Origin of the sequence: Blastococcus sp. HT6-30 (genome assembly GCF_039729015.1) — a bacterium.
Lineage (GTDB): Bacteria > Actinomycetota > Actinomycetes > Mycobacteriales > Geodermatophilaceae > Blastococcus.
The window spans coordinates 3,503,977-3,518,149 of record NZ_CP155792.1; the positions used below are offsets into that span (position 1 = coordinate 3,503,977).

Annotated in this window: 16 protein-coding genes; 11 read left to right on the top strand and 5 right to left on the bottom strand. The window is 74.2% G+C overall.

The window, feature by feature from the left end; all coding sequences use genetic code 11:
* Positions 1-459: 459 nt before the first annotated feature.
* The 3 genes from ABC795_RS16945 (at position 460) to ABC795_RS16955 (ending at position 1,747) form a co-directional block, all read left to right on the top strand.
* Positions 460-678, top strand: a complete 219-nt coding sequence (locus tag ABC795_RS16945) for a hypothetical protein (protein WP_347058404.1) — start codon at positions 460-462, stop codon at positions 676-678.
* A gap of 94 nt (positions 679-772) precedes the next feature.
* Positions 773-1,015, top strand: coding sequence for an acyl carrier protein (locus ABC795_RS16950; RefSeq protein ID WP_347058405.1), 243 nt, complete (start codon positions 773-775; stop codon positions 1,013-1,015).
* A 570-nt stretch (positions 1,016-1,585) separates the two neighbouring features.
* Complete coding sequence (locus ABC795_RS16955; RefSeq protein ID WP_347058407.1) at positions 1,586-1,747, top strand: hypothetical protein; 162 nt, start codon at positions 1,586-1,588, stop codon at positions 1,745-1,747.
* Between the two features lie 23 nt (positions 1,748-1,770).
* On the opposite strand, the gene ABC795_RS16960 is transcribed toward ABC795_RS16955, so the two are convergent.
* Together ABC795_RS16960 and ABC795_RS16965 are read right to left on the bottom strand one after the other, a co-directional pair.
* Positions 1,771-2,463, bottom strand: a complete 693-nt coding sequence (locus ABC795_RS16960; RefSeq protein WP_347058409.1) for a DsbA family oxidoreductase — start codon at positions 2,461-2,463, stop codon at positions 1,771-1,773.
* A gap of 43 nt (positions 2,464-2,506) precedes the next feature.
* Positions 2,507-2,899: an FKBP-type peptidyl-prolyl cis-trans isomerase gene (locus ABC795_RS16965; RefSeq protein WP_347058411.1), complete on the bottom strand. Its 393-nt coding sequence runs from the start codon at positions 2,897-2,899 to the stop codon at positions 2,507-2,509.
* 147 nt (positions 2,900-3,046) lie between these two features.
* On the opposite strand from ABC795_RS16965, the gene ABC795_RS16970 reads away from it, so the two are divergent.
* The 6 genes from ABC795_RS16970 (at position 3,047) to ABC795_RS16995 (ending at position 8,905) form a co-directional block, all read left to right on the top strand.
* Positions 3,047-4,756 carry an alpha-glucosidase gene (locus ABC795_RS16970; protein WP_347058413.1) on the top strand — a complete coding sequence of 570 codons (1,710 nt, stop codon included), beginning with the start codon at positions 3,047-3,049 and terminating at the stop codon, positions 4,754-4,756.
* Positions 4,757-4,830: 74 nt separating this feature from the next.
* On the top strand, positions 4,831-5,340 hold the full coding sequence (locus tag ABC795_RS16975) for a hypothetical protein (protein ID WP_347058414.1): 510 nt from the start codon (positions 4,831-4,833) through the stop codon (positions 5,338-5,340).
* A gap of 80 nt (positions 5,341-5,420) precedes the next feature.
* Positions 5,421-6,104: an MFS transporter gene (locus tag ABC795_RS16980; protein WP_347058416.1), complete on the top strand. Its 684-nt coding sequence runs from the start codon at positions 5,421-5,423 to the stop codon at positions 6,102-6,104.
* Positions 6,092-6,658, top strand: a complete 567-nt coding sequence (locus ABC795_RS16985) for an MFS transporter (protein ID WP_347058417.1) — start codon at positions 6,092-6,094, stop codon at positions 6,656-6,658. The genes ABC795_RS16980 and ABC795_RS16985 overlap by 13 nt, the downstream gene beginning before the upstream one ends.
* Before the next feature lie 92 nt (positions 6,659-6,750).
* The gene (locus ABC795_RS16990; protein ID WP_347058419.1) at positions 6,751-7,851 is read left to right on the top strand and encodes a hypothetical protein; all 1,101 of its coding nucleotides are present in this window, start codon (positions 6,751-6,753) and stop codon (positions 7,849-7,851) included.
* Positions 7,852-7,885: 34 nt separating this feature from the next.
* Positions 7,886-8,905, top strand: a complete 1,020-nt coding sequence (locus ABC795_RS16995; RefSeq protein WP_347058420.1) for a MerR family transcriptional regulator — start codon at positions 7,886-7,888, stop codon at positions 8,903-8,905.
* On the opposite strand, the gene ABC795_RS17000 is transcribed toward ABC795_RS16995, so the two are convergent.
* The 3 genes from ABC795_RS17000 to ABC795_RS17010 all read right to left on the bottom strand — a co-directional run bounded on the left by ABC795_RS17000 (position 8,892) and on the right by ABC795_RS17010 (position 13,157).
* Positions 8,892-9,686, bottom strand: a complete 795-nt coding sequence (locus tag ABC795_RS17000) for an alpha/beta fold hydrolase (RefSeq protein WP_347060743.1) — start codon at positions 9,684-9,686, stop codon at positions 8,892-8,894. The genes ABC795_RS16995 and ABC795_RS17000 overlap by 14 nt on opposite strands.
* Positions 9,687-9,806: 120 nt before the next feature.
* Positions 9,807-11,066, bottom strand: a complete 1,260-nt coding sequence (locus tag ABC795_RS17005) for an acyl-CoA dehydrogenase family protein (RefSeq protein ID WP_347058422.1) — start codon at positions 11,064-11,066, stop codon at positions 9,807-9,809.
* A gap of 120 nt (positions 11,067-11,186) precedes the next feature.
* Positions 11,187-13,157 (bottom strand): acetoacetate--CoA ligase, encoded by a 1,971-nt coding sequence (locus tag ABC795_RS17010; protein WP_347058424.1) that lies wholly within the window; start codon positions 13,155-13,157, stop codon positions 11,187-11,189.
* 68 nt (positions 13,158-13,225) lie between these two features.
* Here ABC795_RS17010 and ABC795_RS17015 point away from each other — a divergent pair, with 68 nt between their 5' ends.
* Together ABC795_RS17015 and ABC795_RS17020 are read left to right on the top strand one after the other, a co-directional pair.
* Entirely contained in the window at positions 13,226-13,630 is a 405-nt protein-coding gene (locus ABC795_RS17015) for a DUF2237 domain-containing protein (RefSeq protein ID WP_347058426.1), read from the top strand.
* A gap of 44 nt (positions 13,631-13,674) precedes the next feature.
* Positions 13,675-14,169 carry a glutathione peroxidase gene (locus ABC795_RS17020; RefSeq protein ID WP_347058428.1) on the top strand — a complete coding sequence of 165 codons (495 nt, stop codon included), beginning with the start codon at positions 13,675-13,677 and terminating at the stop codon, positions 14,167-14,169.
* Positions 14,170-14,173 lie beyond the last annotated feature (4 nt).

The following is a 14,173-nucleotide window of genomic DNA, read 5'->3' on the forward strand; positions in this document are numbered from 1 at the left end:
CATGGGTTGCCGGGGCGGAGTCCTGCACCGGCGGTGGTGCCATACGGTCGCTCGGCCGCCTGCGCGGTCGATCGGATCGGGTCAGGGTACTAGCGGGGTCATGCCTCTGTAACCGAGACGAATGTTACGTATAGGACGTCTACCGCTGGACGGAGGTGGATGGTCCAGGGGTTCGTCGGCCGCGCTCCGGGCCGCCCATCGGGTTCCGGAGGCACACCGCGCACAGGGGGGCAGCCTGCGCCATCGCGACTCCGGACGACCGGAGCGCGATCGGATCACGGCCCGGCCGCCGGTCAGTCCTGACCGTAGCCGGGCCCGATCCGGGCGGAGAAGGCGTCCCGGCCACCGGGCCCGGCCGCCGGCCGACCCGCGCGGCGCCCGCAGGTGCCGGCTGATCGCCGGGCGGCTCACGGGTACCGCGAGGGGTTGCCGCGCGGCGGCCGCGGATAGGAGGAGCCCATGACCGTCACCGATCCGGACGTGCCCGACCCGCTCAACGACCCGCGCACCCTGCAGGCGGACCCCGGCGCGCTCGGCGAGGGCGAGGACCTCGCCTCCGCCGCCGACGACCCCGTCGCCGCAGGCGAGGACGAGCTCGCCACGAGCGCGACGCCCGAGGACGGGCCCGGTGGCGGCGACGTCACCGGCGGCGCGTTCTCCGACGGCCCGTCGACCTGACCTGCAGTCGCCCGTGACGAAGCGGTCCGTTTCGATCCGGGGTGCCGCGGGGCACTGACCGGGACGTCCGAACCCGCACGACCGAGGAGGACCGATGGCAACCGGTGAAACCGGCTTCGAGGACGTCTTCTACGACCTCGTCTCCGTCCAGTACCACTCGCTCAAGGCCGGGCACGACTACGGCCAGTACGTCCGGGACGCCGAGAACGCGGGCCTGGACGACGTCGCCGCGTTCTTCCGCGAGGTGATGGACCAGGACTCCCAGCGCGCCCGGCGCTGCCACGAGTTCCTGGGCCGGCTCCAGGGCACCGAGCAGGGCGGTCCGGCGACCCAGTGACGCCGCGGCGGGTCGGCGGGACGATGGGCGCGTGCTCACGACCCCGTTGACCCGCCGGTTCGGCCTGTCCACCCCCGTCGTCGGCGCGCCGATGGCCGGCGTCGCCGGGGGTGCGCTCGCGCGGGCGGTCTCCCTCGGCGGCGGGCTCGGCATGATCGGCGTCGGCAGCACGACGCCGGCGTCCTTCGTCGTGGAGGAGTGCGCGATCCCCCGCGCCGACGGCCGACCCTTCGGTGTCGGGCTGATGGCCTGGGCGCTTCCCGACCGGCCCGACCTGCTCGAGGCCACGATCGATGCGAGCCCGGACCTGGTCTCGGTCTCGTTCGGTGCGGCGGGCGCCTGGATCGGCACGCCGCTGCTGTTCTGCCCGGAGGGGCTCAACTCCCCCGCCGCCCGCGCCCGGGTGCGGGCCGCGGCCGGGGAGGACACGGTGCTCACCCGGTCCTTCGACGTCGCCCAGCGCCTGGCCTGGCCGCGCGCTGGCCGGGCCGCGCGCTGGCGAACGAGTTCTCCCGCACGTGGCACGGCCGGGAGGCGGAGCTGGCCCGGGACGAGGCCGCCGCGCAGCGGGTGGTCGACGCCCGGAAGACCGACGACCTGGAGCAGGCACCGCTCTACGCCGGTGAGTCGGTCGGCCTGGTCACCGGGGAGCGCTCGGCCACCGACGTCGTCCGCGACCTCACCGCGAGCGCCGAGCAGGCGCTGCGGCGGGTGGCGGAGCTCCTGGACTAGCGCGCCGCGGCGGCCCTTGCGGCTCAGACCGAGCAGCTGCCGTCGTCGCACCCTTCGGCCGCGGGGACGGTGATCAGCGGGTTCGCGTCGGCCCAGGCGCGCTCCAGCATCTGGAGCAGCAACTCGGCCGGCTGGGCACCCGCTGCGCCGTACTTGCGGTCGACCACGAAGAACGGGACGCCGGTGGCACCGAGCGACTGGGCGGTGGCGCTGTCCTGCCGGACAGCAGCCAGGTAGCGCCGGTCGCCGAGCGCCTCACGCACCTCGGCCTCGTCCAGGCCCACCTGGACGGCGAACGGGACGAGCGAGTCGACGTCGAAGACGGACTTCCCCTGCTCGAAGTAGGCGTGCAGCAGGAGCTCCTTGAGCTCGTTGCGCTTGCCGTGCCCGGCGGCCAGGTGCAGCAGCTCGTGGGCCAGCAGGGTGTTGCCGCTGACGGCGTCGGTCAGGGAGTACTCCAGGCCCTCGCCGGCGGCGACCTGCTCGACCTGCGCCATGTTCTGCCGCATCTGCTCGACGCTGGTGCCGTACTTGGCGGCCAGCGCCGGGAGCGTCGGGTGCACCTCGCCCTCGGGGGCGCTGGGGTCGAGCTGGAAGGAGCGCCACACGACCTCGACCTGGTCGCGGTGCGGGAACTTCTCCAGCGCGGCCTCCAGACGGCGCTTCCCGATGTAGCACCACGGACACACGACGTCGGACCAGACCTCTACCTGCATGCCTGGCCCAACGTCGTTGCCTCTTCAACGATTCCGTGGAGGGTCAGCCGCCGGTGAAGGGGCGCACGCCGACGAGATCGACGACGAAGACCAGCGTGGCGCCGGGCTTGATGACGCCGCCGGCGCCGCGGTCGCCGTAGGCCTTGTGCGGCGGGATGGTGAGCCGACGACGTCCGCCCACCTTCATGCCGACGATGCCCTCGTCCCAGCCCTGGATGACCATGCCGACGCCCACGCGGAACTCCAGCGGGTCGCCACGGTCCCAGGAGGCGTCGAACTGCTCGCCGCCGTCGTGCGTCACGCCCACGTAGTGGGCGCTCACCAGGTCGCCGGCCTTGGCCTCCTGGCCCTCGCCCACGACGAGGTCCTCGATCACCAGGTCGTCGGGGGCCGGTCCGGTCGGCGGCTCGACCTCGGGTCGGGTCAGCTCGGCCACGGTTCTCCCTTCCGCGCCGGGGCGGTCCCGGCGCCGTCGCTCCCCATCCAAGCAGCGCACCGCGAGGGGTGCCGGACACCCGGCCCCCTCACTGGTTCCCGACGCCCTGACCGAGCGGACGGCGGCACGGCGTGCTGGGCTGGGCCCATGGCCGCTGACCAGCCCGCGTGGTGGACCCGTGCCGTCGTCTACCAGGTCTACCCGCGCTCGTTCATGGACTCCGACGGCGACGGCATCGGTGACCTCGGCGGCGTGCTGCTGCACCTGGACCACCTGGCCGACCTCGGCGTCGACGTCCTGTGGCTCTCGCCGGTCTACCCCTCGCCCCAGGCCGACAACGGCTACGACATCAGCGACTACACCGACATCGACCCGCTGTTCGGCTCGCTGGAGCAGCTCGACGAGCTGATCGCCGCGCTGCACGCCCGCGGGATGAAGCTGCTGATGGACCTGGTGGTCAACCACACCAGCGACCAGCACCCGTGGTTCCTCGAGTCGCGCTCGTCGACGGACTCCCCCAAGCGCGACTGGTACTGGTGGCGGCCGCCGCGCGGGGGCATGGCGGCCGGCGACCCCGGAGCCGAGCCGACCAACTGGCAGTCGTTCTTCTCCGGCCCGGTCTGGGAGCTCGACGAGGCGTCCGGCGAGTACTACCTGCACCTGTTCGACCGCCGGCAGCCCGACCTGAACTGGGAGAACCCCGAGGTCAGGGCGGCGATCCACGACATGATGCGGTGGTGGCTCGACCGCGGGGTCGACGGCTTCCGCATGGACGTCATCAACATGATCAGCAAGGACGTCGCCGAGGACGGGCACCTGCACGACGGCCCGCCCCTGCCCGGCTCCTCCCTCGGCGACGGCTCGGCGTCCTACCTGTGCGGGCCGCGGATCCACGAGTTCCTGGCCGAGATGCACCGCGAGGTGTTCGCCGGGCGGGACGGAGCGTTCCTCACCGTCGGCGAGATGCCCGGCGTCACCGTCGAGGAGGCCCGGCTGTTCACCGATCCGGCCCGCGGCGAGGTGGACATGGTCTTCCAGTTCGAGCACGTCGGGCTGGACCACGGGACGTCGAAGTGGGACCTCCGCCCGCTGCGGATGCGCGACCTCAAGGCCTCACTCGGCCGCTGGCAGGCCGGGCTGGCCGACGTCGGGTGGAACTCCCTCTACTGGGACAACCACGACCAGCCCCGCGCGGTCTCCCGCTTCGGCGACGACTCCCCCGAGTTCCGCCGCGACTCCGCCACCTGCCTGGCCACGCTGCTGCACCTGCACCGGGGGACGCCGTACGTCTACCAGGGCCAGGAGCTCGGGATGGCGAACTTCCCGTTCACCTCGCTGGAGGACTTCCGCGACGTCGAGTCGCTCAACCACCACGTGCAGGCGGTGTCGGCCGGCCAGGACCCCGCGGAGGTGCTGGTCGCGCTGCGCACCATGAGCCGGGACAACGCCCGCACACCGGTGCAGTGGGACGCCTCCCCGAACGCCGGTTTCACCAGCGGGACGCCGTGGCTGGCCGTCAACCCCGACCACGTCCAGTGGAACGCCGCGGCGCAGCGGGACGACGAGGGGTCGGTGCTGGCCCACTACCGCCGGCTGATCGCGCTGCGGCACGAGCTGCCCGTGGTGGCCCTCGGTGACTTCGCGATGCTGCTGCCCGAGCACGACGACGTGTACGCGTTCACCCGCTCGCTGGACGACGTCACGCTGCTCGTCGTCTGCAACCTGTCCCGGACGGCGTTCCGGCTGGCCGGGCTGCTGCCCGACGCGCCGGCCGCCGAGCTGGTGCTGGGCAATCTCCCCGGCGACGACCCGGCCGAGCTGCGCCCGTGGGAGGCCCGCGTCCTGCGGCTGCCCTGAGCTCCGGCGGTGCGGCAAGCCCTCGACACGCCGCCGCGGCGGGCCAGCATCGTCGGGAGGATCCGGGAGGGGCCATGGACGACGAGCCACCGCCGCTGACGATCGTGCCCCCGGGCGAGGGGCGCACGGCCGACCTGGGGGACGGCGTCGGCGTCGCCGTCAAGCTGGCGGGCGCGGACACCGGCGGCTCGGTGGCCGTGGTCGAGCACCCGTTCGCGGTGGGGGCGTACGTGTCGGCCCACCTGCACACGCGAGGACGAGTACTCGATCGTCGTCGAGGGGGAGATCGGCTTCCGCTCGGCGACCGGGAGGCCGTCCTCGGGCCGGGCAGCTACATCACCAGGCCCCGGGGCGAGATGCATGCCATGTGGAACGCCGGGACGGCACCGGCCCGCATGATCGAGATCATCAGCCCCGCGGGCTTCGAACTGTTCTTCCGCGACGTGGCCGACCTCGCCGAGGCCCGGACGACCGACCCGGCCCCGTTCGTGGCGCTCGCCGCCTCCTACGGCCTGGAGTTCGGCGAGCCCGACTGGCAGGCCGACCTCCTCCGGCGCTACGGCCTCACGCCACCCGCCTGGTGAGCCCGGCGGTTCGTGGCCGGAGAGCTGGACAGCGCGCGGCCGGAGAGCCGGCCCGGGCGGGGCCGTAAGCTCCCCTCCTCGTGGGGCGGGTCGTCGAGGCGGTGCTGCCCACCCGCATGGGGACGCCGTTCCGCTGGCTGGTCGGCTCCTCCTGGGTCAGCAACCTCGGCGACGGCATCGCGCTCGCCGCCGGGCCGCTGCTGATCGCCGCGCAGACCTCCGACCCGTTCCTCGTGGCGATGGCCGCCCTGCTCCAGCGGCTGCCGTGGCTGCTCTTCGGGCTCTACGCCGGGGTGCTGGCCGACCGGGTGGACCGCCGGCTGCTCGTGGTCGCCGTCAACGTGCTGCGGACCGGCGTCCTCGCCGTGCTGACCGTGGTGCTGGTCGCCGGCGCGGTGGACATCGGGGTGGTGCTGGGCGCCATGTTCCTGCTCGGGACGGCGGAGGTGTTCGCCGACACCACCACCGGCACCCTGCTGCCGATGGTGGTCCACCGCGCGGACCTGGGCATCGGCAACGCCCGGCTCATGGCCGGCGCGCTGACCATGAACCAGCTCGCCGGCCCGGCCGTCGGCGCGGTGCTGTTCGCGGCCGGCACGGCCTGGCCCTTCCTCGTGCAGGCGATGTGCGTCGCCCTCGGCGCCCTCCTGGTCTCCCGCATGGTCCTGCCGCCACTGCCGCCGCCGACCGGGGAGCGGCACCTCGGCCGGGAGATCGCCGAGGGCCTGCGCTGGACGTGGGGAACGGCCCGGTGCGCACCCTGACCCTCACGATCGTCACCTTCAACGTCACCTACGGCGCCGCGTGGTCGGTCCTGGTGCTCTACGCGACCGAGCGGCTGGGCCTGGGCGCGATCGGGTTCGGCCTGCTGACCTCGGTGACGGCGGTGGGCGGGCTCCTGGGCACCGCGTCCTACGACTGGCTGGCCCGGCACGTCAGCCTGGCCGCCCTCATGCGGGTGGGCCTGGTCATCGAGACCTTCACCCACCTCGGGCTGGCGCTGACCACGACCGCCTGGGTGGCGACGGCCATCCTGTTCGTCTTCGGTGCGCACGCCTTCGTCTGGGGGACGACGTCGCGCACGGTGCGCATGCGGGCGGTCCCGCTCGCCCTGCAGGGCCGCGTGGGCAGCGTCTACATGATCGGCGTCGTCGGCGGCATCGTGCTCGGCCAGCTCATCGGCGGGCTGCTGGCCGAGGCGTGGGGCCTCACCGCGCCCTTCTGGTTCGCCTTCGCGGGCTCCGCGGTCATCCTGGCGCTGATCTGGCGCGAGCTGGCACACATCGCGCACGCCGACGAGACCGCGCCCACGGGATGAGCGGCCCGCCCCCCACCGGGGGCGGACGCGCCGGACCCCGTGGTGCAATGCCAGGCCGGGCGGACGAGCGACCGGGGACGGGCAGGGCGACGATGCAGCAGAGCACGGCCGACGCCGGTCGCCGCTCCCGCGGGTGGGCGTCGGTGCGGCGTGCCCTGGCCCGCCACCCCCGGATCGGTCTCGCCGTCCGGGCGTCGCTCGCCGCGACGGCGGCCTGGTGGCTCGCCCTGCTGGTCCCCGGCCCGCTCGCCGACTACCCCTACTACGCCCCGCTGGGGGCGGTCATCGCCACGACCTCCTCCACCCTCGCCGGCTCCGTGCGGGACTCGGCGCAGACGGTCGCCGCGATCGGGCTGGGCGCCGCCGTCGCCCTGACCGGGGACGCGCTGATCGACCACCGGCTGCTGACCCTGGCGGTGGTCGTCGGCCTGGGCGTGGTGCTGACCGGCTGGCCGCTGCTGGGCAGCTCCAGCGCCTGGGTGCCCACCTCGGCACTGTTCGTGCTGATCATCGGCCACGAGAACCCGAGCGCGTACGTCATGGGCTACGCCGGGCTGACCTTCATGGGAGCGCTCGTCGGTGTCGCCGTGGCCGCGGCCTTCCCGCCGCTGCCCCTGGCGCCCGCGGAGCACTCGCTCGGCACGCTGCGGGACACCCTCGCCGGGCAGCTGGACGACGTGGTCGGCGGACTGCAGCAGGAGCACCCGCCGACGCAGGACGAGTGGCGCGGGCGGATCCGCACGATCGACCCGCTGCTGGCCCACATGAGGGCCGCGGTCCAGGAGAGCGACGAGGCACGGCGCGGGAACCCCCGCGCCGCGCGCTACCGGCTCGCCGCCGACCGGCTGTACCGGCAGGCCCGGGCGCTGGAGCGGCTGACCCTGCTGGTCGAGGACCTCACCCTGGTCATCGCCGAGACGGAGATCGCGGAGAGCGAGCGGGTGGCGCTCGGACCGCACCTGCGCCCGGCGGCGGCCCGGGCCCTCGCCGCGCTGGCCGACGTGCTCCGGTCGGTCGACGGGGCGGAGGCGGACCGGGACGCGGTCGCCCGGGCCGACGCCGCCCTCGACGCGTTCACCGCCGAGCTGCGCCGCGCCCGGACCACCACCGACGACGACCTGTTCGAGGCCGGGAACATCGTCGACAACGTCCGCCGCTCGCTGGCCGCGGTCCGGCCGGCGGACGATGCTTGACCCTCGACCTGGTCGAGGCCCGAGGGTTCCGGGCGTGGAGGGACGCATGCGGGGGATCGGCCGGCTGGCACGGGAATCGGGCCTGACGGTGAGCGCCCTGCGGTTCTACGACGGCGCCGGCGTGCTCGTGCCGGCCCGCGTGGACCCGCGGAGCAACTACCGCTGGTACAGCGACGAGCAGGTCGTCGTCGCGCGCCTCGTGGCCCGGTTGCGGCGCGTGGGCATGCCGCTCGCCGAGATCAGCCGGGTGATCGAGCACCGGGACGACCCCGACGTCGTCGACGCCGTCCTGCGGGCGCATCTCGCGCGCCTGGAGGACGGCCTGGCCGACGCCCGCCGTGAACTCTCCGCCGCCCGATCCCTACTCGTTCCGGAGAGCCCTGTGACCAGCATCCGCACCACGACCACCGCCTTCCTCGACGCCCTGCGCGGCGTGCGCTTCGCCGTCGGCCGCGACCCCGGGCTGCCCGTGCTCACCGGTGTCCTGATCGACGCCGACGCCGACGACGTCCGCCTGGTGGCCACCGACCGCTACCGCCTGGCGGTGCGCACCCTGGCCGGCGCCGCGGTGGAGGGCCCGGCGGTGAGCGTCGTCGTCCCCGTGGCGCTGGCCGACGAGGCGCTGGCGACCCTGACCCCCGACGCCGGCCCGTTGACCGTCTCGGTGGACGGCGCGGACGTCGTCCTCACCGCCGGCGACCGGACGCTGCGCGGGCGCCGCATGGACGCCGACTTCCCCGACTACCGCCGGATCGTGCGGGGGTCGGGCGCCCACCAGGTGGAGGTCGACGTCGCACGGTTCCGCGCGCAGCTCGCCGCCGCCCCCACCCGGACGGTGCGGAGCCCGGAGGACGGCGCCGAGCAGGCCGCCACCGTGCTGAGCTTCGGGGACGTCGAGGTGGGCGTGAACCGCGAGTTCCTGCTCCAGGCCCTCGACGCCGAGGACGCCGGCCAGCTGGTGCTCGACCTCGACGGCCCCATCGCGCCGCTGGTGATGCGGGCACCGGGCCGCGCCGGCGACCTCAGCATGCTGATGCCGATCAGGCTGGGCTGACCCCGCCCGCCGTCCGGTCCAGCACGAGCCGGACGGTCTCCTCGGGCTCGTCCCACAGCGGGAAGTGGCCGGACCGCGCGAACCAGTGCAGCTCGGCGTCGGGGAAGGCCGCCGCGGCCCGGGCCGCCTGTCGGGCGAGCGTCACCCGGTCGCGGCGGCCCCAGCCGATGGTCAGCCGCCCGGGCAGCGTGCCGGCCGGGGCGCCCTGCTGCTTCGGGCCGCGGGCCAGGTCGTCGAGCACGACGCCGAAGGACGGCGAGTCGAGGTAGCCCTCGAGCTCGGTGCGGACGACGTCGGCGTCCAGGGCCCAGGGTCGGGCGGAGAACTGGGCGAGCAGCGCCGTCCGGCCGGCGGGATTGCCCAGCAACGCGGGCAGGACGGGGCGGATCCGGCGGACGAGGCCCACCGACGCGGCGATGCTGGTGCGGAAGACCGCCGCCTCCCGGTCGGTCCAGAACCCGCCCGGATCGAGGGCGACGTTGTCGCGCCCGACCCCGCGGCGGCTGAGCTCGAGCACCATGCGGGCACCGAGCGAGCTGCCGACCAGCGGCGCGTCGGCCAGCCCCTCGGCGCGCAGCCACTCCTGGAGGGCGTCGGTGAGGCCGGCCATCGAGGGGTCGGCCAGCGGTGGGGTGCCGCCGGCGAACCCCGGGAGGTCGACGGCGACGACGCTGCGCTGCGCGCTCAGGCCGGCGAGCACGGGCCGCCAGGTGCGCCAGGAGCCGCCCAGGCCGTGCACCAGCACGAGCGGAGGTCCGGATCCGGCGCGGTGCGCGGTCATCGTCACCGCTCGCCCCTACCCGCATCGACGACGGCCTGACCACGGTCCGCCCGGCCGGCGTGAGTGCGCGCTGACCGACGTCTCAGCGGGGTGCGAGAGGTCGATCTGCACGCAATGGCCTCAGCTCAGGGGCGAGCGGGGCAGCAGGCGGTCGCTGATGATCCGCTTCTGGATCTCGCTGGTGCCCTCGAAGATCGTGGTCAGCCGGGCGTCGCGCCAGTGCCGCTCCACCTGCCGCTCGGTGGTGTAGCCGTTGCCGCCGTGCAGCTGCATGGCCTGGTTGGTCACCCGGATGGACATCTCGGTGGCCTCGAGCTTCACCATGGACGCTTCCTTGGCCACCGGCAGCCCGAGGTCGAGCAGGTGGGCGACCTGGCGGTAGAAGGCGCGGGACTGCTCGATCTGCGCGGCCATCTCGGCGATGTTGAACCGCAGCGCCTGGAAGTCGGCGATCGGGTGGCCGAACTGCTCGCGCTCCTGCAGGTAGCGGATCGAGTCCTCCAGCGCGGCGCGCGCCAGACCCACCGCGCGCGCCGCGGTGTGCACGCGGGCGGTGTTCAGGAACTTCTGCGCCTCGGCGAACCCGGCCTGCTTGGCGGCGTCGCCCTCCTCGGCGCTGTCCTCCTGCGCGGCCTTGGCCTGGTCGATGACGTTGTCCTTCGGGATTCGGACGCCGTCGAAGGTGAGGTCCCAGGTCAGGAACCCGTGGTAGCCGATCTTGTCGATCGGGTGCCCGGTGAGGCCCTCGGGGAACTCGCCGCGCTTCTTCTCCAGCAGCAGGTTGATCAGGCCGGCCGAGCGGGACTCCCCCTCCTCCGGCTCCCGCTCGCGCACGAGCACCTGGATGAAGTCGGCGGCCTTGGCGTTGCCGCACCAGCGCTTGTGCCCGGTGACCACCCACTCGTCGCCGTCCAGCACCGCGCGGGTGGAGACGCCGGCCAGGTCCGATCCGGCGTCGGGCTCGGACAGCGCGATGGCACCGATCCACTCGCCCCGGGCGCTGCGGGCCATCAGCTCGTGCCGGCGGTCGGCGTCGAGGACCGCCGTGCCGAGCCCCTGGGAGCGGGCCAGGATGCTGGCCGTCGACATCCAGGCCCGGGCCAGCTCCTCGCTGACCATGCAGTACTCGAAGACCCCGAGCCCCAGGCCGCCCTGCTCGGCGGGCACGGTGATGCCGAAGTACCCGAGCTCCGCCAGCCGGGCGAGCAGGGACGACGGGATCTCGCCCTTCTGCGGGTCGAGCTCGTCGGCGACCGGCAGCACCTCGTCCATGGCGAACCGGCGGGCCTGCTCCTGCAGCCTCTCCCGCTCGGGGGTGTGCCACGGCGGCAGCACCGCGGGCGGCTGGGGCTGCCAGACCTCGTTCTCGCTCGACGCCATCGTCGGCCCTCCTCGCTCAGGGCGGCTGATCGCAACCACCGTGGCGGCTGGACGTGCCCGCCGCACGCCTCGGTCATCCGTGCAGGTGACCAGCCTCACCCGCTGCGCTGCGCGGCCCGTTCAGGAGCTGATCCGCTCCTGCGCCAGCCGGATGTAGTGCTCGACCAGCGAGGCGTCGTCGACGGCGCCGGTGTTGACCGCCCTCGCCGGGTCGACGCCCTGGAACAGCTTCTTCAGGGGCACCTCCAGCCGCTTGCCGGTGCGGGTGTGCGGCACGCCGGGGACGGCGATGATCTCGTCGGGCACGTGCCGGGGTGACGCCTGCTCCCGGATCGCCGTCCGCAGCTGCGCCTGCAGCTCGTCGGTGAGCTCCTCCCCCGGCGCGAGCTGGACGAACAGCGGCATCCAGTAGCCGCCGCCGGGCAGCTCGACGCCGAGGACGACGCAGTCGACGACCGCCGGGACCGACTCGACCGCGGCGTAGATGTCCGCCGTCCCCATGCGCACGCCGCCTCGGTTGAGGGTCGAGTCCGAGCGGCCGGTGATGATGCAGGTGCCGCGCTCGGTGATCTCCAGCCAGTCGCCGTGCCGCCAGACGCCGGGCCACGGCTCGAAGTAGGCCGCGCGGTAGCGGGAGCCGTCGGGGTCGTTCCAGAAGTGCAGTGGCATCGAGGGCATCGGCTCGGTCACGACCAGTTCGCCGAGCTCGCCCACGACCGGCCGGCCGTCCTCGCCCCACGACTCGACGGCCACGCCCAGCATGGGGCGCTGCAGCTCTCCCGCGGTGACCGGCAGCAGGGGCGCGCTGCCGATGAAACCGGTCACGACGTCCGTGCCGCCCGACGCGGAGGTCAGCTGCAGGTCGGTGCCGACGGCGTCGTAGACCCAGAAGTACGAGGCCTCGGGCAGCGGGGAGCCGGTGCAGCCGAGCACGCGCAGCGCGGAGAGGTCGTGGTCGTCGCCGGGACGGACGCCGGCCTTCTGGCAGGCGCCCAGGTAGCCGGGGCTCGTCCCCAGGAAGGTGATCCCGACCTCCGCGGCGAGGGCGAACTGCGCGTCCACCGTCGGGTAGGCGGGCGCCCCGTCGTGGACCACCGCCGTGGCGCCCGACAGCAGCGAGGACACGACGACGTTCCACATCATCCAGGCGGTGGACGTGTACCAGTAGAAACGGTCGCCGGGCGCCAGGTCCTGGTGCAGCAGCCCCCACTTGAGGTGCTCCAGCACCACCCCCCCGTGGCCGTGCACGATGCCCTTCGGCAGCCCGGTGGTGCCCGAGGAGTAGAGGATCCACAGCGGGGCGTCGAACGGCGTCGGCTCGAACGCGGGGTCCTGCTCGTCGGCGACGGCGTCGGCCCAGGGCAGCGCGCCGTCGGGCACCTCGTCGGGGAACAGCCGGGGGACGGCGATCGTCGTCCGCACCGTCGGCAGCGCCGCCCGCAGCTCGGCGACGACGTCGCGCCGGTCGTGCTCCCGCCCGTTGAAGCGGTAGCCGTCCACGGCCACCAGCACCGTGGGCTCGATCTGGGCGAACCGGTCCAGGACGGCGCGGGTGCCGAAGTCCGGCGCGCAGGCCGACCACACCGCTCCGATCGAGGCCGCGCCCAGGAAGGCCACGATCGCCTCGGGCACGTTGGGCAGGTAGCCCACGACGCGGTCGCCCCGACCCACCCCGAGCCGGCGCAGCGTGGCGGCGAACGCGCCCACCTGCCCGCGCAGCGCGGCCCAGGAGACCTCCACCGGCTCGCGGTCCTCGGCGACGGCGATGATCGCCGGGTGCTCCTCCGTGGCGTGCCGGAGCGCCTGCTCGGCGTAGTTGACCGTCGTCCCGGGGAACCAGACGGCGCCGGGCATGCTCCGGTCGGTGAGCACCCGCTCGTCCGGGACGCCGGGGAGCACGCCGGTCCACTCCGCGACGTCGCCCCAGAACCGGTCCAGGTGCTCGACCGACCAGCGCCACAACCGGTCGTAGTCGACCGGATCGCCGAAGGACAGGCCGCGGCGCTCCGCCACCCAGCGGGCGAAGGCGGCGATTCGGGTGGCGCGAGCGGACTCGGCGGTGGGCTGCCAGAGGATCTCGGGAGCGGGCACGCCCGCACGATGCCATCCTGGGCGCGCGACGGCCACGGCGTCGCCGTCCCCGGACCGCAGGAGGCCCCGTGCTGCCCGAGCCCACCGACGAGCGCAACGTCCTCGGCGGACCACTGGAGCCCTGCGGCACCGACCCGGTCACGGGGTTCTACCGCGACGGCTCCTGCACCAGCGGCCCCGAGGACCGGGGCCGGCACACCGTCTGCGCCGTCGTCTCCACGGAATTCCTCGCCGTGCAGCGGGAGCTGGGCAACGACCTGAGCACCCCGCGCCCGGAGTACGGCTTCCCGGGGCTGCGGCCGGGCGACCGCTGGTGCGTCGTGGCCATCCGCTGGCTGCAGGCGTACCAGGCCGGGGCGGCGTCGGGGGTCGTGCTCGCCGCCACCAACGCCCGGGCGCTGGAGGTCGTCCCGCTGGAGGCGCTGCGCCGGTACGCCGTCGACGTGCCCGACGACATCGGCGACCTCAGCTGACGCCCGATCGGAATGAACCCCCCGCCGGGGGTGCTGGCGCCGGCATGAGTGACCTCCTCGACGTGCCCGTGACCACGCTGCAGGGCACCGCCACCACGCTGCGGGAGCTGGCCGGCGGGCGCGCCACCCTGGTCGTCAACGTGGCCAGCCGCTGCGGGCTCACCTCGCAGTACACCGGTCTGGAGGCGCTCCAGCAGCAGTACGGCCCCCGCGGCTTCACCGTCATCGGCGTGCCGTGCAACCAGTTCATGGGCCAGGAGCCCGGCACCGCCGAGGAGATCGAGCAGTTCTGCTCGGCCACCTACGGCGTCACCTTCCCGCTCACCGAGAAGGTGGACGTGAACGGCCCGGGCGCGCACCCGCTGTTCCGGCAGCTGACCGCGACCCCGGACCTGGACGGGGCCGCCGGCGACGTGCAGTGGAACTTCGAGAAGTGGGTGATCGACGGCACCGGCCGGGTGGTCGCCCGCTTCCGGCCGCGCACCGAGCCCGACGACCCCGAGGTCCGCGCCGCGATCGAGTCGGTCCTCCCGGGCTGACCGC

What these genes read in the sequence shown, in the direction of transcription:
- ABC795_RS17005 (WP_347058422.1), bottom strand. Translation starts at nt 11,066, where the DNA reads ATGGCGTCGAGCGAGAACGAGGTCTGGCAGCCCCAGCCGCCCGCGGTG.
- ABC795_RS17020 (WP_347058428.1), top strand. Translation starts at nt 13,675, where the DNA reads ATGAGTGACCTCCTCGACGTGCCCGTGACCACGCTGCAGGGCACCGCC.
- ABC795_RS16950 (WP_347058405.1), top strand. Translation starts at nt 773, where the DNA reads ATGGCAACCGGTGAAACCGGCTTCGAGGACGTCTTCTACGACCTCGTC.
- ABC795_RS16990 (WP_347058419.1), top strand. Translation starts at nt 6,751, where the DNA reads ATGCAGCAGAGCACGGCCGACGCCGGTCGCCGCTCCCGCGGGTGGGCG.
- ABC795_RS16970 (WP_347058413.1), top strand. Translation starts at nt 3,047, where the DNA reads ATGGCCGCTGACCAGCCCGCGTGGTGGACCCGTGCCGTCGTCTACCAG.
- ABC795_RS16975 (WP_347058414.1), top strand. Translation starts at nt 4,831, where the DNA reads ATGGACGACGAGCCACCGCCGCTGACGATCGTGCCCCCGGGCGAGGGG.
- ABC795_RS16945 (WP_347058404.1), top strand. Translation starts at nt 460, where the DNA reads ATGACCGTCACCGATCCGGACGTGCCCGACCCGCTCAACGACCCGCGC.
- ABC795_RS16960 (WP_347058409.1), bottom strand. Translation starts at nt 2,463, where the DNA reads ATGCAGGTAGAGGTCTGGTCCGACGTCGTGTGTCCGTGGTGCTACATC.
- ABC795_RS17000 (WP_347060743.1), bottom strand. Translation starts at nt 9,686, where the DNA reads ATGACCGCGCACCGCGCCGGATCCGGACCTCCGCTCGTGCTGGTGCAC.